The organism is Pseudomonas sp. IT-P2, from assembly GCF_949767575.1.
GTDB classification, from domain to species: domain Bacteria; phylum Pseudomonadota; class Gammaproteobacteria; order Pseudomonadales; family Pseudomonadaceae; genus Aquipseudomonas; species Aquipseudomonas pharyngis.
Window position 1 is genome coordinate 450,523 of the sequence record NZ_CATKQA010000022.1, and the last position, 21,092, is coordinate 471,614.

18 protein-coding genes are annotated in these 21,092 nt (G+C 59.4%); 12 read left to right on the forward strand and 6 right to left on the reverse strand.

Annotated elements, in window-relative coordinates; genetic code table 11:
* The first annotated feature begins 1 nt into the window (after position 1).
* Together ACM6JM_RS14700 and ACM6JM_RS14705 are read left to right on the forward strand one after the other, a co-directional pair.
* The gene (locus ACM6JM_RS14700; protein WP_414882119.1) at positions 2 to 556 is read left to right on the forward strand and encodes a sugar dehydrogenase complex small subunit; all 555 of its coding nucleotides are present in this window, start codon (positions 2 to 4) and stop codon (positions 554 to 556) included.
* Complete coding sequence (locus ACM6JM_RS14705; protein WP_102688149.1) at positions 553 to 2,187, forward strand: GMC family oxidoreductase; 1,635 nt, start codon at positions 553 to 555, stop codon at positions 2,185 to 2,187. Before ACM6JM_RS14700 ends, ACM6JM_RS14705 begins: the two co-directional genes overlap by 4 nt.
* Positions 2,188 to 2,262: 75 nt before the next feature.
* Here the strand turns inward: ACM6JM_RS14705 and ACM6JM_RS14710 are convergent, their stop codons facing one another.
* Positions 2,263 to 3,633: a lysozyme inhibitor LprI family protein gene (locus ACM6JM_RS14710; RefSeq protein ID WP_103386068.1), complete on the reverse strand. Its 1,371-nt coding sequence runs from the start codon at positions 3,631 to 3,633 to the stop codon at positions 2,263 to 2,265.
* Between the two features lie 215 nt (positions 3,634 to 3,848).
* On the opposite strand from ACM6JM_RS14710, the gene ACM6JM_RS14715 reads away from it, so the two are divergent.
* From ACM6JM_RS14715 to ACM6JM_RS14730, 4 genes are all read left to right on the forward strand, one after another.
* Positions 3,849 to 5,453 (forward strand): tetratricopeptide repeat-containing response regulator, encoded by a 1,605-nt coding sequence (locus ACM6JM_RS14715; RefSeq protein ID WP_064598688.1) that lies wholly within the window; start codon positions 3,849 to 3,851, stop codon positions 5,451 to 5,453.
* The gene (locus ACM6JM_RS14720) at positions 5,450 to 6,142 is read left to right on the forward strand and encodes a sensor histidine kinase (protein WP_102717802.1); all 693 of its coding nucleotides are present in this window, start codon (positions 5,450 to 5,452) and stop codon (positions 6,140 to 6,142) included. The genes ACM6JM_RS14715 and ACM6JM_RS14720 overlap by 4 nt, the downstream gene beginning before the upstream one ends.
* 219 nt (positions 6,143 to 6,361) lie before the next feature.
* Positions 6,362 to 7,603 carry a glutamine synthetase family protein gene (locus ACM6JM_RS14725; protein ID WP_178076447.1) on the forward strand — a complete coding sequence of 414 codons (1,242 nt, stop codon included), beginning with the start codon at positions 6,362 to 6,364 and terminating at the stop codon, positions 7,601 to 7,603.
* 68 nt (positions 7,604 to 7,671) lie between these two features.
* Positions 7,672 to 9,036: an MFS transporter gene (locus ACM6JM_RS14730; protein ID WP_085610720.1), complete on the forward strand. Its 1,365-nt coding sequence runs from the start codon at positions 7,672 to 7,674 to the stop codon at positions 9,034 to 9,036.
* 60 nt (positions 9,037 to 9,096) lie between these two features.
* On the opposite strand, the gene ACM6JM_RS14735 is transcribed toward ACM6JM_RS14730, so the two are convergent.
* The 4 genes from ACM6JM_RS14735 to flgA form a co-directional block, all read right to left on the reverse strand.
* A complete protein-coding gene (locus tag ACM6JM_RS14735; protein WP_039772106.1) occupies positions 9,097 to 9,843 on the reverse strand; it encodes a flagellar brake protein in 747 nt (248 codons plus the stop codon).
* A gap of 95 nt (positions 9,844 to 9,938) precedes the next feature.
* Positions 9,939 to 10,406: a flagella synthesis protein FlgN gene (locus ACM6JM_RS14740; RefSeq protein ID WP_039772108.1), complete on the reverse strand. Its 468-nt coding sequence runs from the start codon at positions 10,404 to 10,406 to the stop codon at positions 9,939 to 9,941.
* A 48-nt stretch (positions 10,407 to 10,454) separates the two neighbouring features.
* Positions 10,455 to 10,781 (reverse strand): flagellar biosynthesis anti-sigma factor FlgM, encoded by a 327-nt coding sequence (flgM, locus tag ACM6JM_RS14745; RefSeq protein WP_007960324.1) that lies wholly within the window; start codon positions 10,779 to 10,781, stop codon positions 10,455 to 10,457.
* A 206-nt stretch (positions 10,782 to 10,987) separates the two neighbouring features.
* Positions 10,988 to 11,749 carry a flagellar basal body P-ring formation chaperone FlgA gene (gene flgA / locus ACM6JM_RS14750; protein ID WP_064598681.1) on the reverse strand — a complete coding sequence of 254 codons (762 nt, stop codon included), beginning with the start codon at positions 11,747 to 11,749 and terminating at the stop codon, positions 10,988 to 10,990.
* Between the two features lie 82 nt (positions 11,750 to 11,831).
* Here flgA and ACM6JM_RS14755 point away from each other — a divergent pair, with 82 nt between their 5' ends.
* From ACM6JM_RS14755 to flgE, 6 genes are all read left to right on the forward strand, one after another.
* Positions 11,832 to 12,764 (forward strand): chemotaxis protein CheV, encoded by a 933-nt coding sequence (locus tag ACM6JM_RS14755; protein WP_011335509.1) that lies wholly within the window; start codon positions 11,832 to 11,834, stop codon positions 12,762 to 12,764.
* A 47-nt stretch (positions 12,765 to 12,811) separates the two neighbouring features.
* Positions 12,812 to 13,639 (forward strand): protein-glutamate O-methyltransferase CheR, encoded by an 828-nt coding sequence (gene cheR, locus ACM6JM_RS14760; RefSeq protein WP_007960327.1) that lies wholly within the window; start codon positions 12,812 to 12,814, stop codon positions 13,637 to 13,639.
* 236 nt (positions 13,640 to 13,875) lie between these two features.
* Positions 13,876 to 14,283 (forward strand): flagellar basal body rod protein FlgB, encoded by a 408-nt coding sequence (flgB, locus tag ACM6JM_RS14765; protein WP_007960328.1) that lies wholly within the window; start codon positions 13,876 to 13,878, stop codon positions 14,281 to 14,283.
* Between the two features lie 3 nt (positions 14,284 to 14,286).
* The gene (gene flgC / locus ACM6JM_RS14770; RefSeq protein ID WP_007960329.1) at positions 14,287 to 14,730 is read left to right on the forward strand and encodes a flagellar basal body rod protein FlgC; all 444 of its coding nucleotides are present in this window, start codon (positions 14,287 to 14,289) and stop codon (positions 14,728 to 14,730) included.
* A gap of 15 nt (positions 14,731 to 14,745) precedes the next feature.
* Positions 14,746 to 15,474: a flagellar hook assembly protein FlgD gene (gene flgD / locus ACM6JM_RS14775; RefSeq protein ID WP_039772111.1), complete on the forward strand. Its 729-nt coding sequence runs from the start codon at positions 14,746 to 14,748 to the stop codon at positions 15,472 to 15,474.
* A 30-nt stretch (positions 15,475 to 15,504) separates the two neighbouring features.
* Positions 15,505 to 16,818, forward strand: coding sequence for a flagellar hook protein FlgE (gene flgE / locus ACM6JM_RS14780; RefSeq protein ID WP_039772113.1), 1,314 nt, complete (start codon positions 15,505 to 15,507; stop codon positions 16,816 to 16,818).
* A 656-nt stretch (positions 16,819 to 17,474) separates the two neighbouring features.
* On the opposite strand, the gene ACM6JM_RS14785 is transcribed toward flgE, so the two are convergent.
* On the reverse strand, positions 17,475 to 20,369 hold the full coding sequence (locus ACM6JM_RS14785) for a ribonucleoside-diphosphate reductase subunit alpha (RefSeq protein ID WP_011335505.1): 2,895 nt from the start codon (positions 20,367 to 20,369) through the stop codon (positions 17,475 to 17,477).
* Positions 20,370 to 21,092 lie beyond the last annotated feature (723 nt).

Consider the following 21,092-nt stretch of genomic DNA (forward strand, 5'->3'; position numbering starts at 1 on the left):
AATGGACACTTCAATGACGCACAAACACGAAAAAACTCAAACCGAAAGCTCGGCCGGGCTCACTCGCCGCAATCTGTTGCGCGGTTCCGTGACATTGGGGCTGGCCGCGATGATCGGCAGTGCGCTGCCTTGGCAATCGTTGCTGGCAGCGCAGGTTTCGAGTGACGATTTCATTGCGCTGTCGCAGTTTCTGGTCAGCCGTGCGGTCAATCCGGTTCTGGCCGGTCGTTATTACGCTGCGCTGGACAAGCGCGCGCCGAATTTCTCGACCAACGTGATTGCCTTGAAGCAATTGATCGGCGCACAGGGTTACAAGCATGTCGATGAATACCTGGCGCAGCCGAATCCGGATCCGTCGCTGCGGGCCACGGCCACCAGCATCATTTCCGCCTGGTATCTGGGCATCGTCGGTGAGCCGGCGGATGCCGAGTTGATCAGCTATTCCCTCGCCATGATGTATCAGCCCACTCACGGCATTCTCATCATTCCAACCTACGGTGGCGGCCCGGATTCATGGGGTCCCAAACCAGCAGTCATTCAGGACTCGACAGTATGAGCAGCGATCAATTCGACGCCGATGTGGTGATCATCGGTTCCGGTGTCATGGGCGGTCTGATCGCCACGGGCCTGGCCAAAGCGAACAAGTCGGTGATCGTGCTCGAGGCCGGTCCCCGGGTGAATCGCCGTGATGTGGTGGAAACATTCCGCAATGCCCCGGTGAAACTCTCGCTGGCCAATGCCAAGCTGCAGGGCGCGGGGTCGCCCTATCCGAGCCTGCCTCACGCGCCGTCGACCTACGGCGACTATTTGCAGCAGGTAGGGCCAGTGAAATACAACACTTCTTACTTGCGTGTGGTGGGCGGCACCACCTGGCACTTCGGTTCCTCGCTGTGGCGCATGCTGCCCAACGATTTTCGTCTCAAGTCGCTGTATGGCCGTGGTCGTGACTGGCCTATCAGTTATGACGAACTGGAACCGTATTACGCTCGGGCTGAAATCGAACTGGGCGTTTCCGGTGTCGACGGCCAGGACGAAAGCGGGCAGGGCGGGGACGCCTATCCGCCGCGCTCGATTCCCTATCCGATGGAGGGCCTTAAACCGAGCTACATGTTCAAGCGCCTTTCCGAATTGCTCAGCAAGGGTGGGTATAACCCGATCCTCGAGCCGAATGGCCGGGCGACCCGCCCCTATGGCAAGCGGCCTCCCTGTGCCGGCAACAACAACTGCAACCCGGTGTGCCCGATCGCGGCCAAGTACGACGGTTCGATGCATATCGATGAAGCCGAGCGCCATGGCGCCAAGGTGCTGGACAACTCTGTCGTCTACAAGATCGAGGCGGGCGACGACGGCAAGATCACCGCGATCTGGTACATGCGCCCCGACAAGACCAAACACAAACTGACCGCCCGTGCCTTTGTACTGGCGGCGTACGGTATCGAGTCGCCGAAGCTGCTGTTGATGTCGACCTCGGAAAAGTACCCGAACGGGATTGCCAACTCCTCGGATCAGGTCGGGCGCAACCTGATGGACCACACCGGCATCAGCATGAACGTCATGACCAAGGAAGACATGTGGCCGGGCGAAGGGCCGACGCAATTGCTGGTCTATCTGAACAGCCGCGATGGCGCGTTCCGCAACGATTACCCGAGCTACAAGATCAAGGTGCGCAACACCGTGCCGACGTCGCAGATCACCTCGAACCTGATCGCCAAAGGCGTGCTGGGCTCGAAGCTCGATGAGCAGATCCGCCTGCAATCGGCGCGCTCCCTGAACTGGGCCGTCGATTTCGAAACCCTGCCACTGCCGGAAAACCGGGTCACCCCGAGCAAGACCAAGTTCGACGCCATCGGTCTGCCGGTTCCCGAGATCTACTACAGCGTTCCCGACTACTGGCACGCCGGTAAAGAGAAGGCTCTGGAGGACTTCAAACAGTTTGCGAAACTGCTCGACGCCGACATCCTCAGCACCGACACGGGCTTCCAGAACCGTCAGCACATCATGGGCACCACCATCATGGGCGATGATCCGAAAGACTCGGTGGTAGACCGCGATTGCCGCAGTCACGACCATTCCAACCTGTTCATCGCAGGCACGAGCGTCATGCCATCGTCCTCCTGCGTGAACCCGACGCTGACAGGTGCGGCATTGAGTATCCGGATTGCCGATGTGTTGGTGGCGGAGGTCTGAGAAGCGCCCTGAAGTGAAAAGCCCCACGCAGAGAAATCTGGTGGGGCTTTTTTGTATTTCGAAAGGCGCGAAGCTTTAGAAATTATCAGCTCCGCCTTCGGTTTTGCCGACTGACGTGCTGACCTGGGTGATATGTCGGCGCCCGTTCACTGAATAACTGCGCTGCGGATCTTCGGACTCCGGCTTGCGCATCAACAGTACCGCAGGAAGACCGTTTTTTTCGTCGTAGGTACCGAACCAGTTGATCAGTCGTGCGACATAACAATCATCACCAATGATCACGGGGAAGTCGGCGACAGGTTCGATCGCGTAGTAGCTCGCACCGTAGCCGTAGTACTCCTCACTGTCCTTGGCGGTTTTGGGGATGGGACAGAGCGGTTTTTTCTGCTGTCCCGTCATCCCCGCATTTGCGTCCAGACCGGTCACAGCTTTGGTGAGCACCTTCTGCAGGGACGGTTCCAGTTCGTAGGCTTTATCGCTGTCCTCGATGTACTGAGTGTGTGGAACCTTCAGTTGGTAGTCATAGCGCACGCTGACTGTCGGCACTTGCCTGTTGACCTTCAGAGGATTGAGCAGATAGACCTGATCTTCGCCGTAGCTGCCGTTCTGGTAGGCGAAATAGATTTTTCCGCGAGCACCGATCAGGTACACGGCCTGATTGGCACCGCGGTCATTGGTATAGAAAAGGACGCTGTCGTTACTGTTCTGAGGGACGAACTCAGCAGTTCTCCTGATAAATCTGCCGTCACTCCGACGCCAGGTTTCCGTGTAATGAAACATCCCGGTGCCGCCGGAGTAGGTTTCCACGATGAGATCGCGCTGACCGTCCCCATCCAGATCCATCAGGGTGTAAGAGGTTTGGCCGGACTCTGCGGCTCCCTTGATGTCGGATGCTTGCAGTGCTTTCCACTCGTCTTGCGTGACATCTTTGGGGATGGTCGTGGGGAAGAGCGGTTGCTCATCCTCATCCAGCTCGGCTGAAAACGAGCTGCCGATGGAGCCAAGGGTCAGAGAATTCAGCGCCCGCTCCAGCGCAAACTCCGGACTCTCCTTGCTCATCTCCCGAACCCTCTGCTGCAGATCCTCCATGACCTGTTTATCGATCTCGTCCGGCTTGTAGGCCACCGCGTCGATCCACTGCGCGTGCAAGACCTGCAAACGATCCTGATAACGCTGGCTCAGGCAACTGACCTCCTCGCCACATCCATCACGCTCCCTCAGCCACTGGCGCTGAGCCTTTTTCACTTCGGCCTGCTCCGGGGCAGCTTTCATCAACTTCCGATAAGCCGCCCCCATCTGCGCATCCAGCTCATACAACGGCTTGTCCGCGCAAATCGCTTTCTCCACAACACTCGCCGCCTTTGTGCAGTCCATTCCGCTCGCCAGTGCCTGCTGAAAAAACAGCAGCGCACAGGCCGATACGATGTAGCGTCCCTTGATGTACACGATGAATCCTTTGCCATTGGAAGGTGAGAACCGCCGCGCAGGGTAATCCTTGCGCAACGAATCTTGAACCCCCGCTTCAAGAGAATCGCTGATCCGGCCGATAACCCGTTCGGTGACTACAGAGTCGCGCGAAATCGCTTGATAGCATTTGGCCGGCAGCTATCATCTGCGCGCCTGGAAATGGTCCATCTTCTTCAATTGCCTGGAAATCCTCGATGCTGTCGTATCACCAAAAGAGTTTTCTGATCGTCGATGATTTCTCGGATTTCCGCAGTTCCGTGCGTTCGATGTTGCGCGAGTTGGGTGTCAAGGATGTGGACACCGCCGACACGGGTGAGCAGGCGCTGAAAATGTGCGCGCAGAAGTCCTACGATTTCATCCTTCAGGACTTCCACCTCGGTGACGGCAAGAAGAACGGCCAGCAGGTGCTGGAAGACCTGATGATGGAGAAGCTGATCAGCCACGAAGCGGTGTTCGTGATGGTCACGGCCGAGACCAGTCAGGCGATGGTGCTCAGTGCCCTGGAGCACGAGCCGGACGCGTACCTGACCAAGCCGTTCAACCGTTCCGGCCTGGCTCAGCGCCTGGAGCGTCTGGAGCAGCGCAAGACCCTGCTCAAGCCGATTCTGCAAGCCCTCGACCGTGGCAAACCGATGGAAGTGCTCAACGCCTGCATCGCCCTGTGCAAACAGGACATCCGCTATTCGCCGCTGTGCCTGCGTTATCGCGCCGATGCGTTGCGCGACATGAACCAGAACGAAGCGCTCGAGCGCCTTTACGACAGCATCATCGCTGACCGGCCGTTGCCGTGGGCGTTTGCCGGGTTGGGCAAGTTGCTGTTCAAGCGTGGGCAGGTCAGTCAGGCCAAGGGCGTTTACGAAAAAGCCCTGAAGGTCTTCCCGATGATGCCGGCGCTGTATGACGGCATGGCTGACGTGCTGGTCGCCGAAGGCGATACCAAAGGCGCGCAGCAAGTGCTGGAGGAAGCGATTCGCCTGTCGCCGCTGGCAGTGCGCCGTCAGGCATTGCTGGGCAAGCTGGCGATGGCCAACGAAGATTTCGACACCGCCTCCCGGGCTTATCGCCAAGCGGTGAATCAGGGCGCGCAATCGCGCTTCAAGGATCCGGAAAGCAATCTCGGCTTGGCTCACGCGCTGATCAGCAAGGGCAGCGAACGCGGGCTCGACACCCGCACGCGTCTGGAGATCAACACCACGCTGAGTGCGGTGGCGAAAGAAAACCCGACCGATCCGGGCCTGCAGATTCGCGCGCGTCTGATGAAGGCCACGAGCCTGTTGCTCAATGACGCCGAGACCGCCGAGAAACTCACCGAACAAGCGCTGATGCGCCTCGACGGCATGGAGCAATTCATGAGCCCCGAGGCCGCGTTGCTGGTGGCCAAGCAGTTGCAGATGCTCGGCCAGGCCGAGGCGGGTACGTCGATGCTCAAGAGCTGTGCGGAAATCTACGGCGATGACCCGACGGTGATGAAAGACATCGCCAAGCTCACCGACGACCCGACTATTCTCAGCTCCAGCAACGCTGCCGCCGACCTCAACCGGCAGGGCGTGCGCGTGTACAAGACCGGGAACCTGGTGGAGGCCCGCGAGGTGTTCCGCAAGGCGCTGAAGATGCAACCGAAGAACATCAGTATTGCGCTGAACATGGCCCAGTCGCTGCTGCACGGCACCGACACCAATGTGCCGTCGGCGGAGCTGGAAGAATGTCGGGCCTGCCTGAAACTGGTGGGCATGATGCCCGATACCGACGCGCGTTATCCGCGTTATCAGAAGCTGAAAAGCAAGGCGTTTGGCGAATGAACCAAGACGAGCAGGCACTGGATTTTTCCACGGTGATCGCCTCCACCGTGCACGACATGAAGAACTCTCTGGCGATGCTGATGCAGGCCCACAGCCAATGGCTGGCACGCTTGCCTGAAGCGCAGCGCCAGGGGCCGGAGCAGGGCGTGATCGACTTCGAGTTCGCCCACCTCAACGGCATGCTGGTGCAGTTGCTCGGGCTGTACAAGCTCGGGGTCAATCAGATGCCGTTGCAGCCGGCTTATCACGAGCTGGACGACTTCATCGAGGCGCAACTGGCGGCGCATCAGGAAGTGTTCGCCAGTCGTGGAATCATTGCCACTTACGAAGTCGATCCGCTCAGTCCGCTGGGTTTCTTTGATCGCGAACTGATCGCCTCGGTTCTGGGCAACTGCATCAACAATGCGATCCGTTACGCCCGTGAATCGCTGCTGATCACCGTCAGCGACGAAGCCGGGCAATTGGTGCTGAGCATCAACGATGACGGCGACGGTTACCCGGCCGAAATGCTCGAGCGCCAGTCCGATTACGTGCAGGGCATCAACCACAGCAGTGGCAGCACCGGCCTCGGTCTGTACTTCGCCGGACGCATCGCCGCGCTGCATCAGCGCAACGGTGTTGGCGGCCGGACCGAGATCCGTAATGGCGGCCCGTTGGGCGGCGGCGTGTTCAGTATTTACCTGCCCTGAATCACCGATTCATCGACCGGAATTCTTTTTGTTGGCTGCTGCTTGATATTCCGAACAGCCGAAGCCTATTTTGTCCGGGTCGCCGTTCGCGGCTCGCACAATAACAAGGATTGCGTCATGACAACCGATGGCCAGCGTTCACTCGCGCAGCGATTGACGGGCATTGATGAGATTGAATGTGTCACGCCGGATTTGAACGGCGTGCCACGGGGCAAGGTAATGACCGCCGAGGGCTTCCTCGAAGGGCGGCGTCTGCAGTTGGCCCGGGGGGTGCTGCTGCAATGCATCATGGGCGGTTATCCTGCCGCGAAATTCTATGGCAGCGATGACGGCGATCTGGCGCTGGTGGCCGATCCTGCGCAGATCCATCCGTTGCCATGGAGCGAAGAGCCACGGGCCTTGGCAATCTGTGATGCCGACGAACTGACCGGCGAAAGCTCCAACCTGTCGACCCGTGGCCAGCTCAAAAAAGTCATTGCCCGCTACGCGGCCCTCGGTCTGGCGCCGGTGGTGGCGACCGAACTCGAATTCTTTGTGTTCGCTCCTAACACCGACCCGACCCAGCCGTTCCAGCCGCCCGTCGGTCTCGACGGTCGTCGCGAGGACGGTCACTCGGCGTTCAGCGTCAGTTCCAACAACGGTCTGCGGCCGTTCTTCAGTGAAGTCTATAAATGCATGGCCGCCCTCGGTCTGCCGCGCGATACCTTCATGCACGAAATGGGCGTCAGCCAGTTCGAGATCAACCTGTTGCACGGCGATCCGCTGCTGCTGGCCGACCAGACCTTCCTGTTCAAGCATCTGCTCAAGGAAGTCGCGCTCAAGCACGGCCTGACCGTGGTGTGCATGGCCAAGCCACTGGCGCACACGCCGGGCAGTTCGATGCACATTCATCAGAGCATCGTCGAGATCGGCAGCGGCAAAAATGTGTTCAGCGATGCGGACGGTCAGCCGACTGCAATGTTCCGCCACTTCATCGGCGGGCAGCAGGCGGGCATGGCTGATTTCACCGCGCTGTTTGCGCCGAACGTCAATTCCTACCAGCGCCTGTGCCATCCGTTTGCATCGCCGAACAACGCCTGCTGGTCCCACGACAACCGTGCCGCCGGCCTGCGCATCCCGGCCAGTTCGCCGGTTGCCCGTCGGGTCGAGAACCGCTTGCCGGGGGCCGATGCCAACCCGTATCTGGCGATTGCCGCAAGCCTGGCCGCCGGCTTGTACGGCATCGAGCATGAACTCGAACCAAGCGAAGCGATTCAGGGCGAGTTCGAAGTGCCGGACAATCTTTCGCTGCCGTGTACCTTGCACGCGGCGCTCGAACGTCTGAAACGCAGCCAGCTTGCAAAGGAACTGTTCGGCACGGAGTTCATCGAAGGCTACATCGCTTCGAAGACCATGGAGTTGACCAGTTTCTTTGATGAAATCACTCCCTGGGAACGCCGTGTTCTAGCAGCCCAGGCCTGACGAAATGTCGCCGTCGGGCTATCGTTTGATAGCCCGATACTTACTGCAAGGAGCCGCTCGGAACGCCGATGCGCCAAATCTGGAAATCCTTTCGAGCGCTGTATTTCGCCTCGCTGATGATGTTGATCGGCTCGGGCCTTCTTTCTACTTATCTGGCTTTGCGTCTGGCTGCCGACCATGTCGACGGGTTGTGGGTCGGTGCGTTGATGGCGGCCAACTATTTCGGTCTGGTGCTGGGCGGCAAGATCGGTCACCGACTGATTGCCCGGGTCGGGCATATCCGCGCCTACTCGGCGTGTGCCGGGATCGTCGGTGCGGCGGTGCTCGGTCATGGCCTGGTGGACTGGTTGCCGGCGTGGCTGGTGCTGCGGACCATCGTCGGCCTCGGCATGATGTGCCAGTACATGGTCATCGAGAGCTGGCTGAACGAGCAGGCCGACGCCAATCAGCGCGGTCTGGTGTTCAGCGGCTACATGATCGCGTCGTACCTGGGGCTGGTACTCGGTCAACTGATTCTGGTCATGCACCCGGGCCTTGGCCTGGAACTGCTGATGCTGGTCGCGTTGTGTTTTGCCCTGTGTCTGGTGCCGGTGGCGCTGACCCGGCGGATTCACCCGGCGCCGTTGCATCCGGCGCCGATGGAGCCGCGCTTCTTTATCAAGCGCGTGCCGCAGTCGCTGAGCACGGTGCTCGGGGCCGGGCTGATCATCGGTTCGTTCTACGGTCTGGCGCCGCTGTATGCCTCGCAGCAGGGGCTGTCCACCGAACAGGTCGGTCTGTTCATGGGTAGCTGCATTTTTGCCGGGCTGGTGGTGCAGTGGCCGCTGGGCTGGTTGTCCGACCGCTATGACCGGGCGCTGTTGATCCGCTGTTTCGCGCTGTTCCTCGCGGTTGCTTCGTTGCCACTGGCGATCCTGCCGCAGGTGCCGCTGGAGGTGCTGTTCGTGGTCGGCTTCCTCTGTTCGCTGGTGCAGTTCTGCCTGTACCCGTTGGCGGTGGCGTTCTCCAACGACCACGTCGAAGGCGAGCGTCGGGTGTCGCTGACGGCGATGCTGCTGGTGACCTACGGCGTGGGCGCCAGTATCGGGCCGCTGGCGGCCGGGGTGCTGATGAAGCTGTTCGGGCCGCAGAGCCTGTACGCGTTCTTCACCTTTTTCGCGCTGGTGCTGGTGTGGCGGATCCGGCCGAAAGCCGTGACCAATCTGCACCAGGTCGACGATGCACCGCTGCATCACGTGGCGATGCCGGACAGCATGTCCAGTTCGCCGTTGGTGGCAGCGCTGGACCCGCGGGTTGACGAGCAGGTGGTGCAGGAGCAGATGCAGAATACGGTCGCTCCGGAGCCTGAACCTGAACCCGAGCCAGAACCTGTCGCGCCAACCGACTCGACAATCGAAGGTGAGGGGCCGGACATCAGCCCCGCCAGACCGTGATTCAGGCATAAAAAAACGGGCAGTCACCGCAGTGATTGCCCGTTTTTTCATGCCTGTCGATCAGAGGTCGTCTTTATCGAACCGACGCGCTTCGCGTTGCAGTTGATAAACGAAGCGCTCGACGTTGCGCGCCGCCGGGCCGCTGATGTTGTGAAAGCGCAGGCCGGCGAAGGTGATGTTGAGTTTTTCTTCGAAGTGCAGGTAACGCAGCTCGACCGAAGTCGGCTGGTTGCCGAACAGCGGCGCGGCGATCAGGCGATCATAAACCTGGCCCAGTTGCAGGCGGTCGGTGATGTCGCCTTCGAAGCGCAGTTTGCAGCCGGTGGCGGAGATATCCAGCAGTTTGCCGCCGATAGGCGACTTGAGCTTTTCGCCACCCAGTTCGACGCTGACCAGGTCGGTCAGCTTCAAAGCGGCGCGGAACGCATTGCGGCGCTGGTGATAGACCACTTCGGTGGGCAGGTCGCCAGTGTAGAAACGATCGCCACTGGATTCTTCGATGTTCAGCGTGCCGTTGCATTCCCAGGCAATGCGCACGCCGTCATGAAAACCTTCGACCTTGAACGGCTCACCGGCGAGCAGGAAGCGTTCGCCATCGCGCGGGATCATTTCGTCCAGGGCAATCGTGGCGGTTTCCCGGTCAACCTTGATCAGGTAGCTCTGGAAGCGCTGGCTGCGCTCGTGGAAGGTGATGATCAGAGGATCATGGCTTTCTTGCAGCTGGCGCAGGTTGCTGGAGATTTCCAGAGGTGTAGTGAGCACCTTTGGGGGCTGCGGAGCATCATCCGCGCTGAGGACGTTGGACACGTTAAATCAATCTCCAGACAAAATTTGACTACGGCTGGCCAGTATTTTGCCAGCATGTTTCGCACGTTGATAGGGCGCAAGCATAGAAGAAAGCATCACGCCTGGCTGAGCGCGCGCGGTTTCTGCAGTTTGGAGAAGGTGCCACTGGCATCGTAGAGCGCGGGTGGCTCGCCGCCGGTGAGGATTTTCAGCTGATTGGCCGTGGCGGCCTGTTGCATGATGATCGACTGGCCATTCCTGGCATTGGCTGCCTGGCACTGGGCGATCAGATCGGTCAGGACATCGCTCTGGCTGAGCAACTGGTCGCCGATGCTCGACTGGCTGGCCAGTTGTTCCAGGCCGGCGCGGTCGAGCGACAGATTGAGACTGGCGAGGATTTCGCTGCGCTTGCGGCCATGCTGTTCGAGCAGAATGATCAATGCCTGCTTGTTCGCCAGAATTTCTTCCAGCAGAGGCATGTCGCGACCGTGCAAGGCGAGGGACTCGGTTTGCAGTAACTCCAGCAATTGTTGAGCTGGAGCAAAGTCGTCGATGATCAGTTGCAATAAATTAGTGTCGTGCATGGCTGGCCTTGGGTTTTAAGCGTCCAAAAGCCTGGCGCTGACCGAGGCCTAGCGCTGGGCTTCGAAATTGAGCAGTTTGCTGGCTACACGGTTGCTGTCGACCTTGTAGCTGCCATCGGCAATCGCTGCTTTCAACTCGGCCACGCGGGCCTTGTCGACGGCAGGCTGATCACGCAGCTTGTCAGTGACCTTCTGCAACTGTTGAGCCTCATTGCTGAGGTGTACCGATTCCCCGCTTTTTGCGGTACTGGCCTGTTCGGCCGGGGTATTCAGCGGCGCGGAGGTGCCGGTTTCGGCGGTTTCCTTGGCGTTGCTGGTACGTGTACTGCCCGTAAGTGACGAGGAGCTGTTCAAACGGCTGAAATCGATGACCATGTTAAAAACCTCTGGGAATTTGGACGCTTGCCATGTTCTCGGCCATCCCCTGGAAAACTTTAGGCCCATTTAGCAATGAGCTTGCATGCGCCGTTGCAGATCCTGCTGCGGCACAGTTTAGGGAACAGCTCTGGCCAGCGCCAGTTTTCTGCCAAATGCTCAGGGGCTTTTCAAATATCCGTTCATGCCGCCGCTCACATCGCCGCTTACATGGCCACTTCCACCTGGCCGGGCGCTACAACCTGCGCCTTGATGACCCGTTGGGAGTTGAGGTTCTTCACTCGAATCTGTTCTTTCAGGCCGCCGTTGGCCAGCGCTTCGCCCGGCATCCGGACGGCGAGGGTACCGCTGCGGGCGGTGATCACCACTTGATCGCCCTTGCGAACCACTTCCGCCTGTTCCAGATGCACCAGGGTAATGACTTGATCGGCTACCGTTGGTCGGGTCAATTTCTGGCCGATGGCTTCATCCACCGACGTCAGGAAACCCTGATTGATCGTGCTGACGTCGCGCTCGCGCAAGGTCACGTCCTGCGGCTCGATGATGCCGGCGCGCTTGAGTGGCCGCGTGGTGGTGACAATCTCGCGAAACAGGCGGACTTGAGCGGGCACGAACACCGTCCAGGGGGACGCGCCTTCGCAGCGGACCTTGACCGTGACACGGCCCAGAGGGCGTGCCGGACTCTCCAGTGTCGCTGTCAATTCCTTGTCGCACATAGGCATGCGCATGCGTGGATCGAGCTGGTTGACCTCGATTTCATATCGGCCTTCCGTTTGACTGGTGGCGAGATAGTCTTCTACGGTGAATTCAAGAAAGCCCTGAGTGACGCCGATAAGCATGTCAGGCATGGTAACCGCATCAGCAACGGCAGGGCTGCCAGCGAAAGACAGGCAAACGGCGGACATCGCGCAAAGCCCTCTGCGGAGGGGAGATGTCAGGCGTCGGAAAAATGTCGTTTGAGCGTTCATACGAGTTAAAAAGCAAGCGCCGTGCCGTTTAGCAATGAATGTGCGTCGCAACAACACTTGGCGTTGGTGTAGGAGTCTGGGCATGGCTGGTGTAATGGATTCGGTGAACCAGCGCACGCAACTGGTGGGGCAGAATCGCCTGGAGCTGTTGTTGTTCCGTCTCGACGGCCAGCAGCTCTACGGGATCAACGTGTTCAAGGTTCGGGAAGTGCTGCAGTGCCCGCAACTGACGCTGATGCCCAAGTCCAGTCCTGTCGTGTGCGGGGTGGCGAATATCCGGGGGGCGACCATTCCGATCCTTGATCTGGCGATGGCGACCGGCTCCGGTGCTTTGAAAGACAAGAACAGTCCGTTCGTGATCATCACGGAATACAACACCAAGACCCAGGGTTTCCTGGTGCGCTCGGTGGAACGTATCGTGAACATGAACTGGGAAGAGATTCATCCGCCGCCCAAGGGCACCGGACGCGATCACTACCTGACCGCTGTGACTCGGGTCGACAATCAGTTAGTCGAAATCATCGACGTCGAGAAGGTGCTGGCGGAAGTTGCGCCGACACCGGAAGCGATTTCGGTCGGCGTGGTGGATGTCGAGACCCAGAGCAAGGCGTTGTCGCTGCGGGTGCTGACGGTCGATGACTCGTCGGTGGCGCGCAAGCAGGTGACGCGTTGCCTGCAGACGGTCGGTGTCGAAGTGGTGGCGTTGAACGACGGCAGGCAGGCGCTGGATTACCTGCGCAAGCTGGTCGACGAGGGCAAGAAGCCGGAAGAAGAGTTCCTGATGATGATCTCCGACATCGAAATGCCGGAGATGGACGGGTACACCCTGACGGCCGAGATCCGGAGCGACCCTCGCATGCAAAAGCTTCATATCATCCTGCATACTTCGTTGTCGGGTGTGTTCAATCAGGCGATGGTCAAGAAAGTCGGTGCCGATGACTTCCTGGCCAAATTCCGTCCTGATGACCTGGCATCCCGGGTAGTCGACCGGATCAAAGCAGCAGACATCAGCTAAGGGCCTTCTGCCCCTGGCGTTCAACACGATTTAAGAGGCGGCATCATTTGTCTACGGGTAATTTGGATTTCGAACAGTTCCGGGTCTTCCTGGAAAAAGCCTGTGGCATTTTGCTCGGTGAAAACAAGCAGTATCTGGTCTCGAGCCGTCTCAACAAACTGATGGAGCAGCAAGGCATCAAGTCCCTGGGTGAGCTGGTTCAGCGCATCCAGACCCAGCCACGCAGCGGTTTGCGCGAGCAGGTGGTCGATGCCATGACGACCAACGAAACCCTGTGGTTTCGCGACACCTATCCGTTTGAAGTCTTGAAGAACAAGGTACTGCCCGAGGCGATCAAGGCCGCTCCCAACCAGCGTCTGCGGATCTGGTCGGCGGCCTGCTCGTCGGGTCAGGAACCCTATTCGCTGTCGATGTCGATCGACGAGTTCGAGCGGACCAACATCGGCCAGTTGAAGATGGGCGTGCAGATCGTCGCCACTGATCTGTCCGGCAGCATGCTGACCAACTGCAAGACCGGCGAGTACGACAGCCTGGCGATCGGTCGCGGTCTGTCCGCTGATCGTCTGCAGCGCTACTTCGACCCGAAAGGGCCGGGGCGCTGGGTGATCAAGGCGCCGATCAAGAACCGGGTGGAATTCCGCTCGTTCAACCTGCTCGACAGCTACGCAAGCCTGGGCAAGTTCGACATCGTGTTCTGCCGCAACGTGCTGATCTATTTCTCCGCCGAGGTGAAGAAGGACATCCTGTTGCGCATCCACAGCACGCTGAAGCCGGGCGGTTATCTGTTCCTTGGCGCTTCCGAGGCGCTGAACGGTCTGCCGGATCATTACCAGATGGTTCAGTGCAGCCCGGGGATCATCTACCAGGCGAAGTGAAACACCGGCGACACAAGAAACGGGAGTCCTCAGGGGCTCCCGTTTTTTTATGCCTGAAGGTTTTGCCGGTGGCAGGCGGCAGAAAAGCGGCATCCGGCGGAAACCGGTTGCCGCTTTTCTGGCATTGCCGCTTTGCCGATTGCGTGCAAAGCCCCGTAATCCGGGGCTTTCTCAAACTGGCACGCCGCTTGCTATAACCCAGTTACGAAAAATCCGGTCACCTGAAGGTTCCCGACATGAGCATCAGCTTCGATAAAGCGCTCGGCATTCACGAAAAGGCTCTGGGCTTCCGCGCCCAGCGTGCCGAAGTGCTGGCCAACAACATCGCCAACGCCGACACCCCGAACTACAAGGCGCGGGATCTGGAGTTCTCCAAAGTGCTTGAAGCACAGAGCCAGAAGAACGCCAACGGCACCATCGCCCTGAACATGACCAACAGCCGTCACATCGAAGCTGAAGGCCTGGGCAATGGCGACGAGTCGCTGATGTATCGCACGCCGATGCAGCCGTCGATCGACCAGAACACCGTGGACGCCCAACTGGAACAGTCGAACTACGCGGAAAACGCCGTCGGCTTCCAGGCCAGCTTCACCCTGCTCAACAGCAAATTCAAAGGGCTGGTCTCAGCCCTGCGCGGAGAGTAATCCATGTCCCTGTCCAGCGTTTTCAACATTGCCGGCAGCGGCATGAGTGCCCAGACCACCCGCCTCAATACCGTGGCTTCGAACATCGCCAACGCCGAGACCGTCTCGTCGAGCATCGACCAGACTTATCGCGCCCGTCACCCGGTGTTCGCCACCATGTTCCAGGGCGGCCAGAGCGGCGGCAGCAATTCGCTGTTCCAGAACCAGGATGCTGCGGGCCAGGGCGTGCAGGTCATGGGCGTGGTCGAAGACCAGAGCAACCTCGAAGCGCGCTACGAGCCGAACCATCCGGCGGCCGACGCCAAAGGCTACGTCTACTACCCGAACGTCAACGTGGTGGAAGAAATGGCCGACATGATTTCCGCGAGCCGGTCATTCCAGACCAACGCCGAAATGATGAACACCGCCAAGACCATGATGCAGAAGGTACTGACCCTCGGTCAGTGATAAGGGGCGACTGCCATGAGTGTTACCGATACCACCAGCAGCCTGACGATGAACGACATACTGGCCAACTCTTCGAAGAAGACCAGTAGCACCACCACCGGCGGCATCGCTTCGGCCACCAACAGCTCGACCGGCGGCCAGGCCCTGGGCAAGGACGCGTTCCTGCAACTGCTGGTGACCCAGCTGAAGAACCAGAACCCGCTCGACCCGCAGGACAACAGCGCATTCGTTGCCCAGCTGGCGCAGTTCAGCAGCCTCGAGGGGATCACCACCCTCAACAGCACCGTCAGTTCGCTGGCCGGCAACTACAACTCGTCGCAAGCCCTGCAGGCTTCGTCGCTGGTGGGTCGCAATGTGATTGTGCAGACCAATACGGTTCAGCTGGACGATCCGAGCAAAGGCATGACCGGTTCGGTCACTGTTCCGTCGTCGATTGCCGGCGGTACCGTCACTATCACCGACAGCAGCGGCGCCACCGTTCGCACCATTGATCTGGGCAGTCGCGCCGCAGGCGATGCGAGCTTCACCTGGGACGGCAAGGACAAGGACGGCAACCTGGTGAAAACCGGTACCTACACCGTCAAGGCCAACGCCTCGATCAACGGCACCGCGACCGACCTGGCGACCTATCTGCCAGCCACGGTCACCAGCGTGACGATCAGCCAGACTGGCGGCGAGCTGATGCTCAACCTGTCCGGCAAGGGCACCGTCGCTCTGTCCAAAGTACAAACCATTGGTATATAGAGCCGACTAACCGGCACAAAGGAGTGGAATATGTCTTTCAATATCGGCCTTAGCGGTCTCTATGCAGCCAACAAGCAACTGGACGTGACCGGCAACAACATCGCCAACGTCGCGACCGCCGGTTTCAAATCGTCCCGCGCAGAATTCGAAGACGTCTACTCGGCGACTCGCCTGGGCAGCGGCAGCAAGGTCATTGGTAACGGTGTGCGTCTGGCCAACGTTTCCCAGCAGTTCACCCAAGGCGACATCAACAACACCGGCAACGTGCTGGATATGGGGATCAATGGTTCGGGCTTCTTCACCCTGAGCAACAACGGTTCGATCTCTTACACCCGTGCCGGTACGTTCAAGGTCGACAAGGACGGCTTCATCACCAACACTGACTACACCTCGCGTCTGCAAGGCTACGGTGTGGACTCCAACGGCAAGATCATCAACGGCGTGTTGACCGATCTGAAGATCGACACCTCGAACCTGGCGCCGAAGTCCACCTCGCTGGTGACCTCGACCATTAACCTGAACTCGACGGCTCCGGTGATCGACGACACAGTAGCGGCCGGCAAGTTCGACCCGACCAACCTCGCGACCTACACCAAGTCGTTCAGCACTCCGATCTATGACAGCCAGGGCAACTCCCATGTCATGGATCAGTACATGGTGAAGACAGGCGCCAACACCTGGAAGGTCTACACCCTGGTGGACGGTCGCAACCCGGATGCTACCGGCAGCGATCCGAAAGTCACTGCGCCTGTCGCATCGACCATGACCTTTGACTCCACTGGCAAGCTGACTCAGGTCAGCACTCCGCCTGCCGTGATCAGCAGCGACCTGAAACTCACTGGCTGGGTACCGGGCACTGTCACCAACGGTGTGTGGACGGCCAACGGTGCTTCGGCTAACCCGGCCGGCATTACCATTTCGATGGCCAAGACCACTCAATACAACGCTGACACCGCGCGTTCGATCCCGACTCAGGATGGTTACGCCACTGGCCAGATCACCAACCTGACCATCGACGGTACCGGTACGCTGTTCGCCAACTTCAGCAACAACCAGAGCAAGGCCATCGGCCAGGTTGCGCTGGCGAGCTTCACCAACGAGCAGGGCCTGCAGCCGATCGGTGGTACCAGCTGGAAAGAGACTTTTGCTTCGGGTATTCCGGGCTACGATGCGCCGGAGACCGGTACGCTGGGGTCGGTGGTTTCGAACTCGCTGGAGGAGTCGAACGTTAACCTGACCAATGAGCTGGTTGATCTGATCAAGGGCCAGAGCAACTATCAGGCGAACGCCAAGACCATTTCGACTCAGAGCACTATCATGCAGACCATTATTCAGATGACCTGATTTCTGGGTTTTGGCTGGTTAAGGAGCCCCTCTTTTTGAGGGGCTTTTTTTTGGCTGCGGTTTGGGGTGTTTATCCGTTTCTGCGGGTGTTGCCGCTGGCGGTTTCGCCCTTACGGCGAGTCCCTTTTGCAAACGCCCAAAAGGAACCAAAACGCTGGGCCCCGGCGTTCGGCACCTCGCTTTGGCTCGGTGTTCCTTCGTTACGGGATTCATCCGGGGGCATCGCCTACGGTTTGCTTCGCTGCACCTCCTCTCGATGCATGCGGCTGCGCCGCACGGTCGCTGCGCTCCCACCCCCGGATAAATCCCTCCACTCAGCCTTCCGATGGGGCCGGCACGTCAAAAGCGGTACTCGAGCTAACGCTCATCGTGTTGAGTGGTGGAGAGCGGAAGCAGAAGCAGCAGAAGTGGAAGCAGGAGCAGGGGCAGAGAAAGCAGGGGTTGAGTTGTATGCGTTTCAAAACCCAAGTTCACCTCGGTATTTCACGTCGGCGTATCTCTATAAAACACCTCGGTCAGTCCCCTCTCCCTCCGGGAGAGGGCTAGGGTGAGGGCCGCTTTTGCTTTTATCGCGGGCAAAAGAAAACCCCCGACAAACCAGAAGTCTGTCGGGGGTTCTCGGGTCAGGCGTTTTGCAACGCCCGATTCAGCTCAGCTTATTGGCAAGCTTCGCAATCCGGCTCGTCGATGGCGCAAGCCTTCGGTACTGGAGCAGGGCCGGCAGGGGCTGCCAGGACCGAGTCGTCGCCGTGGTTGCCGCCGCTGGAAACAGCGTTCAGCTTGCCGGTGTTGATGGTCGACTTCTCGGTGCTGGTCGCGGCCAGGGCACGGAGGTAGTAGGTGGTTTTCAGGCCACGGTACCAGGCCATGCGGTAGGTCACGTCCAGTTTCTTGCCCGATGCGCCGGCGATGTACAGGTTCAGCGACTGGGCCTGGTCGATCCACTTCTGACGACGGCTGGCGGCGTCAACGATCCACTTGGTGTCCACTTCGAACGCGGTTGCGTAGAGCTCTTTGAGTTCTTGCGGGATGCGCTCGATCTGCTGAACCGAACCGTCGTAGTACTTCAGGTCGTTGATCATGACCGAGTCCCACAGACCGCGAGCCTTCAGGTCGCGAACCAGGTATGGGTTGATCACGGTGAATTCGCCCGAGAGGTTCGATTTCACGTACAGGTTCTGGTAGGTCGGTTCGATCGACTGCGAGACGCCGGTGATGTTGGCGATGGTCGCGGTCGGTGCGATGGCCATGATGTTCGAGTTACGGATGCCTTTCTGTACACGGGCGCGAACCGGTGCCCAGTCCAGGGACTCGGTCAGGTCGACGTCGATGTACTTCTGGCCACGTGCTTCGATCAGGATCTGTTGCGAATCCAGCGGCAGTACGCCTTTGGACCACAGCGAACCCTGGAACGTCTCGTACGAGCCGCGCTCGTCGGCCAGGTCACAGGAAGCCTGGATCGCGTAGTAGCTGACCGCTTCCATCGACTTGTCGGCGAACTCGACGGCAGCGTCGGAACCGTAAGGGATGTGCTGCAGGTACAGCGCGTCCTGGAAGCCCATGATGCCCAGGCCGACCGGACGGTGGCGGAAGTTGGAGTTCTTCGCCTGCGGTACCGAGTAGTAGTTGATGTCGATCACGTTGTCGAGCATGCGCACGGCGACGTCGATGGTGCGCTTGAGCTTGGCGGTGTCCAGCTTGCCGTCGACGATGTGGTTCGGCAGGTTGATCGAGCCCAGGTTGCAGACCGCGATCTCGTCCTTGTTGGTGTTCAGGGTGATCTCGGTGCACAGGTTCGAGCTGTGAACCACGCCGACGTGCTGCTGCGGGCTGCGCAGGTTGCACGGGTCCTTGAAAGTCAGCCATGGGTGGCCGGTTTCGAACAGCATCGACAGCATCTTGCGCCACAGGTCTTTGGCCTGGATGGTCTTGAACAGCTTGATCTTGCCCGGGTATTCGGTCAGGGCTTCGTAGTACTCGTAGCGCTCTTCGAAGGCCTTGCCGGTCAGGTCGTGCAGGTCCGGTACTTCGGACGGCGAGAACAGGGTCCACTTGCCGTCATCGAAGACACGCTTCATGAACAGGTCAGGGATCCAGTTGGCGGTGTTCATGTCGTGGGTACGACGACGGTCATCACCGGTGTTCTTGCGCAGCTCGATGAACTCTTCGATGTCCATGTGCCAGGTTTCCAGGTAGGCACAGACAGCGCCTTTGCGCTTGCCACCCTGGTTAACGGCGACGGCGGTGTCGTTCACCACCTTCAGGAACGGAACCACGCCTTGCGACTTGCCGTTGGTGCCCTTGATGTACGAGCCCAGTGCACGAACCGGGGTCCAGTCGTTGCCCAGGCCGCCGGCGAATTTCGACAGCATGGCGTTGTCGTGGATCGCGTGGTAGATGCCCGACAGGTCATCCGGCACGGTGGTCAGGTAGCAGCTCGACAGCTGTGGACGCAGGGTACCGGCGTTGAACAGGGTCGGGGTCGAAGCCATGTAGTCGAACGAGGACAGCAGGTTGTAGAACTCGATCGCACGGTCTTCTTTCTGCTTCTCTTCGATCGCCAGGCCCATGGCCACGCGCATGAAGAAGATCTGCGGCAGTTCGAAACGCACGCCATCCTTGTGGATGAAGTAACGGTCGTACAGGGTCTGCAGGCCCAGGTAGGTGAATTGCTGGTCGCGCTCGTGGTTGATCGCCTTGCCCAGTTTTTCCAGGTCGAAGGAGGCCAGCACAGGGTTCAGCAGTTCGAACTCGATACCTTTGGCAACGTAGGCCGGCAGGGCCTTGGCGTACAGGTCGGCCATTTCGTGGTGAGTGGCGCTCTCGGCCACGCCCAGGAAGCCCAGGCCTTCGGCACGCAGGGTGTCCATCAGCAGGCGGGCGGTCACGAACGAGTAGTTCGGCTCGCGCTCGACCAGGGTACGCGCGGTCATCACCAGCGCGGTGTTGACGTCGTTCAGGGCCACGCCGTCGTACAGGTTCTTCAGGGTTTCGCGCTGGATCAGGTCGCCGTCGACTTCGGCCAGGCCTTCGCAGGCTTCGGTGACGATGGTGTTCAGGCGGCCCATGTCCAGCGGCGCAAGGCTGCCGTCGGCGCGGGTGATGCGGATCGACGGATGCGCCTGTACCGGAGCTTCGGCGGTGGTGCGGGTGGCGCGTTCCTTGGAACGGGCGTCACGGTAGATCACGTAGTCGCGAGCCACTTTCTGCTCGCCGGCACGCATCAGGGCCAGTTCGACCTGGTCCTGGATTTCTTCGATGTGGATGGTGCCGCCCGACGGCATGCGACGCTTGAAGGTCGCGGTGACCTGTTCGGTCAGGCGGGCAACGGTGTCGTGGATTCGCGACGAAGCGGCAGCGGTGCCGCCTTCAACTGCGAGAAACGCTTTGGTGATAGCGACGGTGATCTTGTCATCGGTGTAAGGAACGACGGTGCCATTACGCTTGATCACGCGCAGTTGGCCAGGCGCGGTGGCAGCCAGATCCGAATTCGAATCGGCGGCCTGCGGCAAGGTGCCCTGCGGGTTCTCGCGAGTTGTGTCGGTTTGCATGGGGGGTGATCTCCACATTCTCTATGTTTGTTTGGGCACCATCATGGTGCTCACCGTTCTGGTCCGAAGCACTACAACCGACGGGCGTCGGGCATAACAACTTCGGACCAGTAGGAAAAAGGCTAATGACGCCGCATCCTTGCCGAAGTTTTCGGCCACGAGCCAAGGCTCGAGCCGGATTACTTCCAGGGTGACAGTAATGACTGCAACACCCGTACCGTTCCGGTCGTTGCCAACCTGAAAAACGGTGCCATCCGCGAGTGCGGTTTGGGCTTTGAAAAACTTGCTTGGTTCAACCGGAAACCGGCAATAAAGCACTTGAGTTTCAGGTCCGAAATGTGGTTGGGCTCTGGAATGGAAAACCCTATATGTAGGGTCTGTCCTCGCGCCGTGCTACAAGATAATGCGTTTCGAGGGGGCTTGCAACGTACGAGCTGTGGATAAACCTGTGCGTAAATTGTGTAAGAAACCAGGAATTCCCGTGTAGGCCGCGAACCTGCTGAGCTAGACCGTCTGTCACTGTTTTTCACCGCAAAAAAATGCCGCGGCGGAATTTTGAGGGCGCGAACCCTATCACAAAAATCCGCCTTGTCCGAACGCATTTACCGACTTGTGTTCTGGCTGTACGCCGTTTATACAATCGGCCCATGCGCACGCATTCTTATCCTCCTTAAAGATGACAAAAAGACGGGAGGATCCTTCCTTTATAAGCAGTTTCGGCAA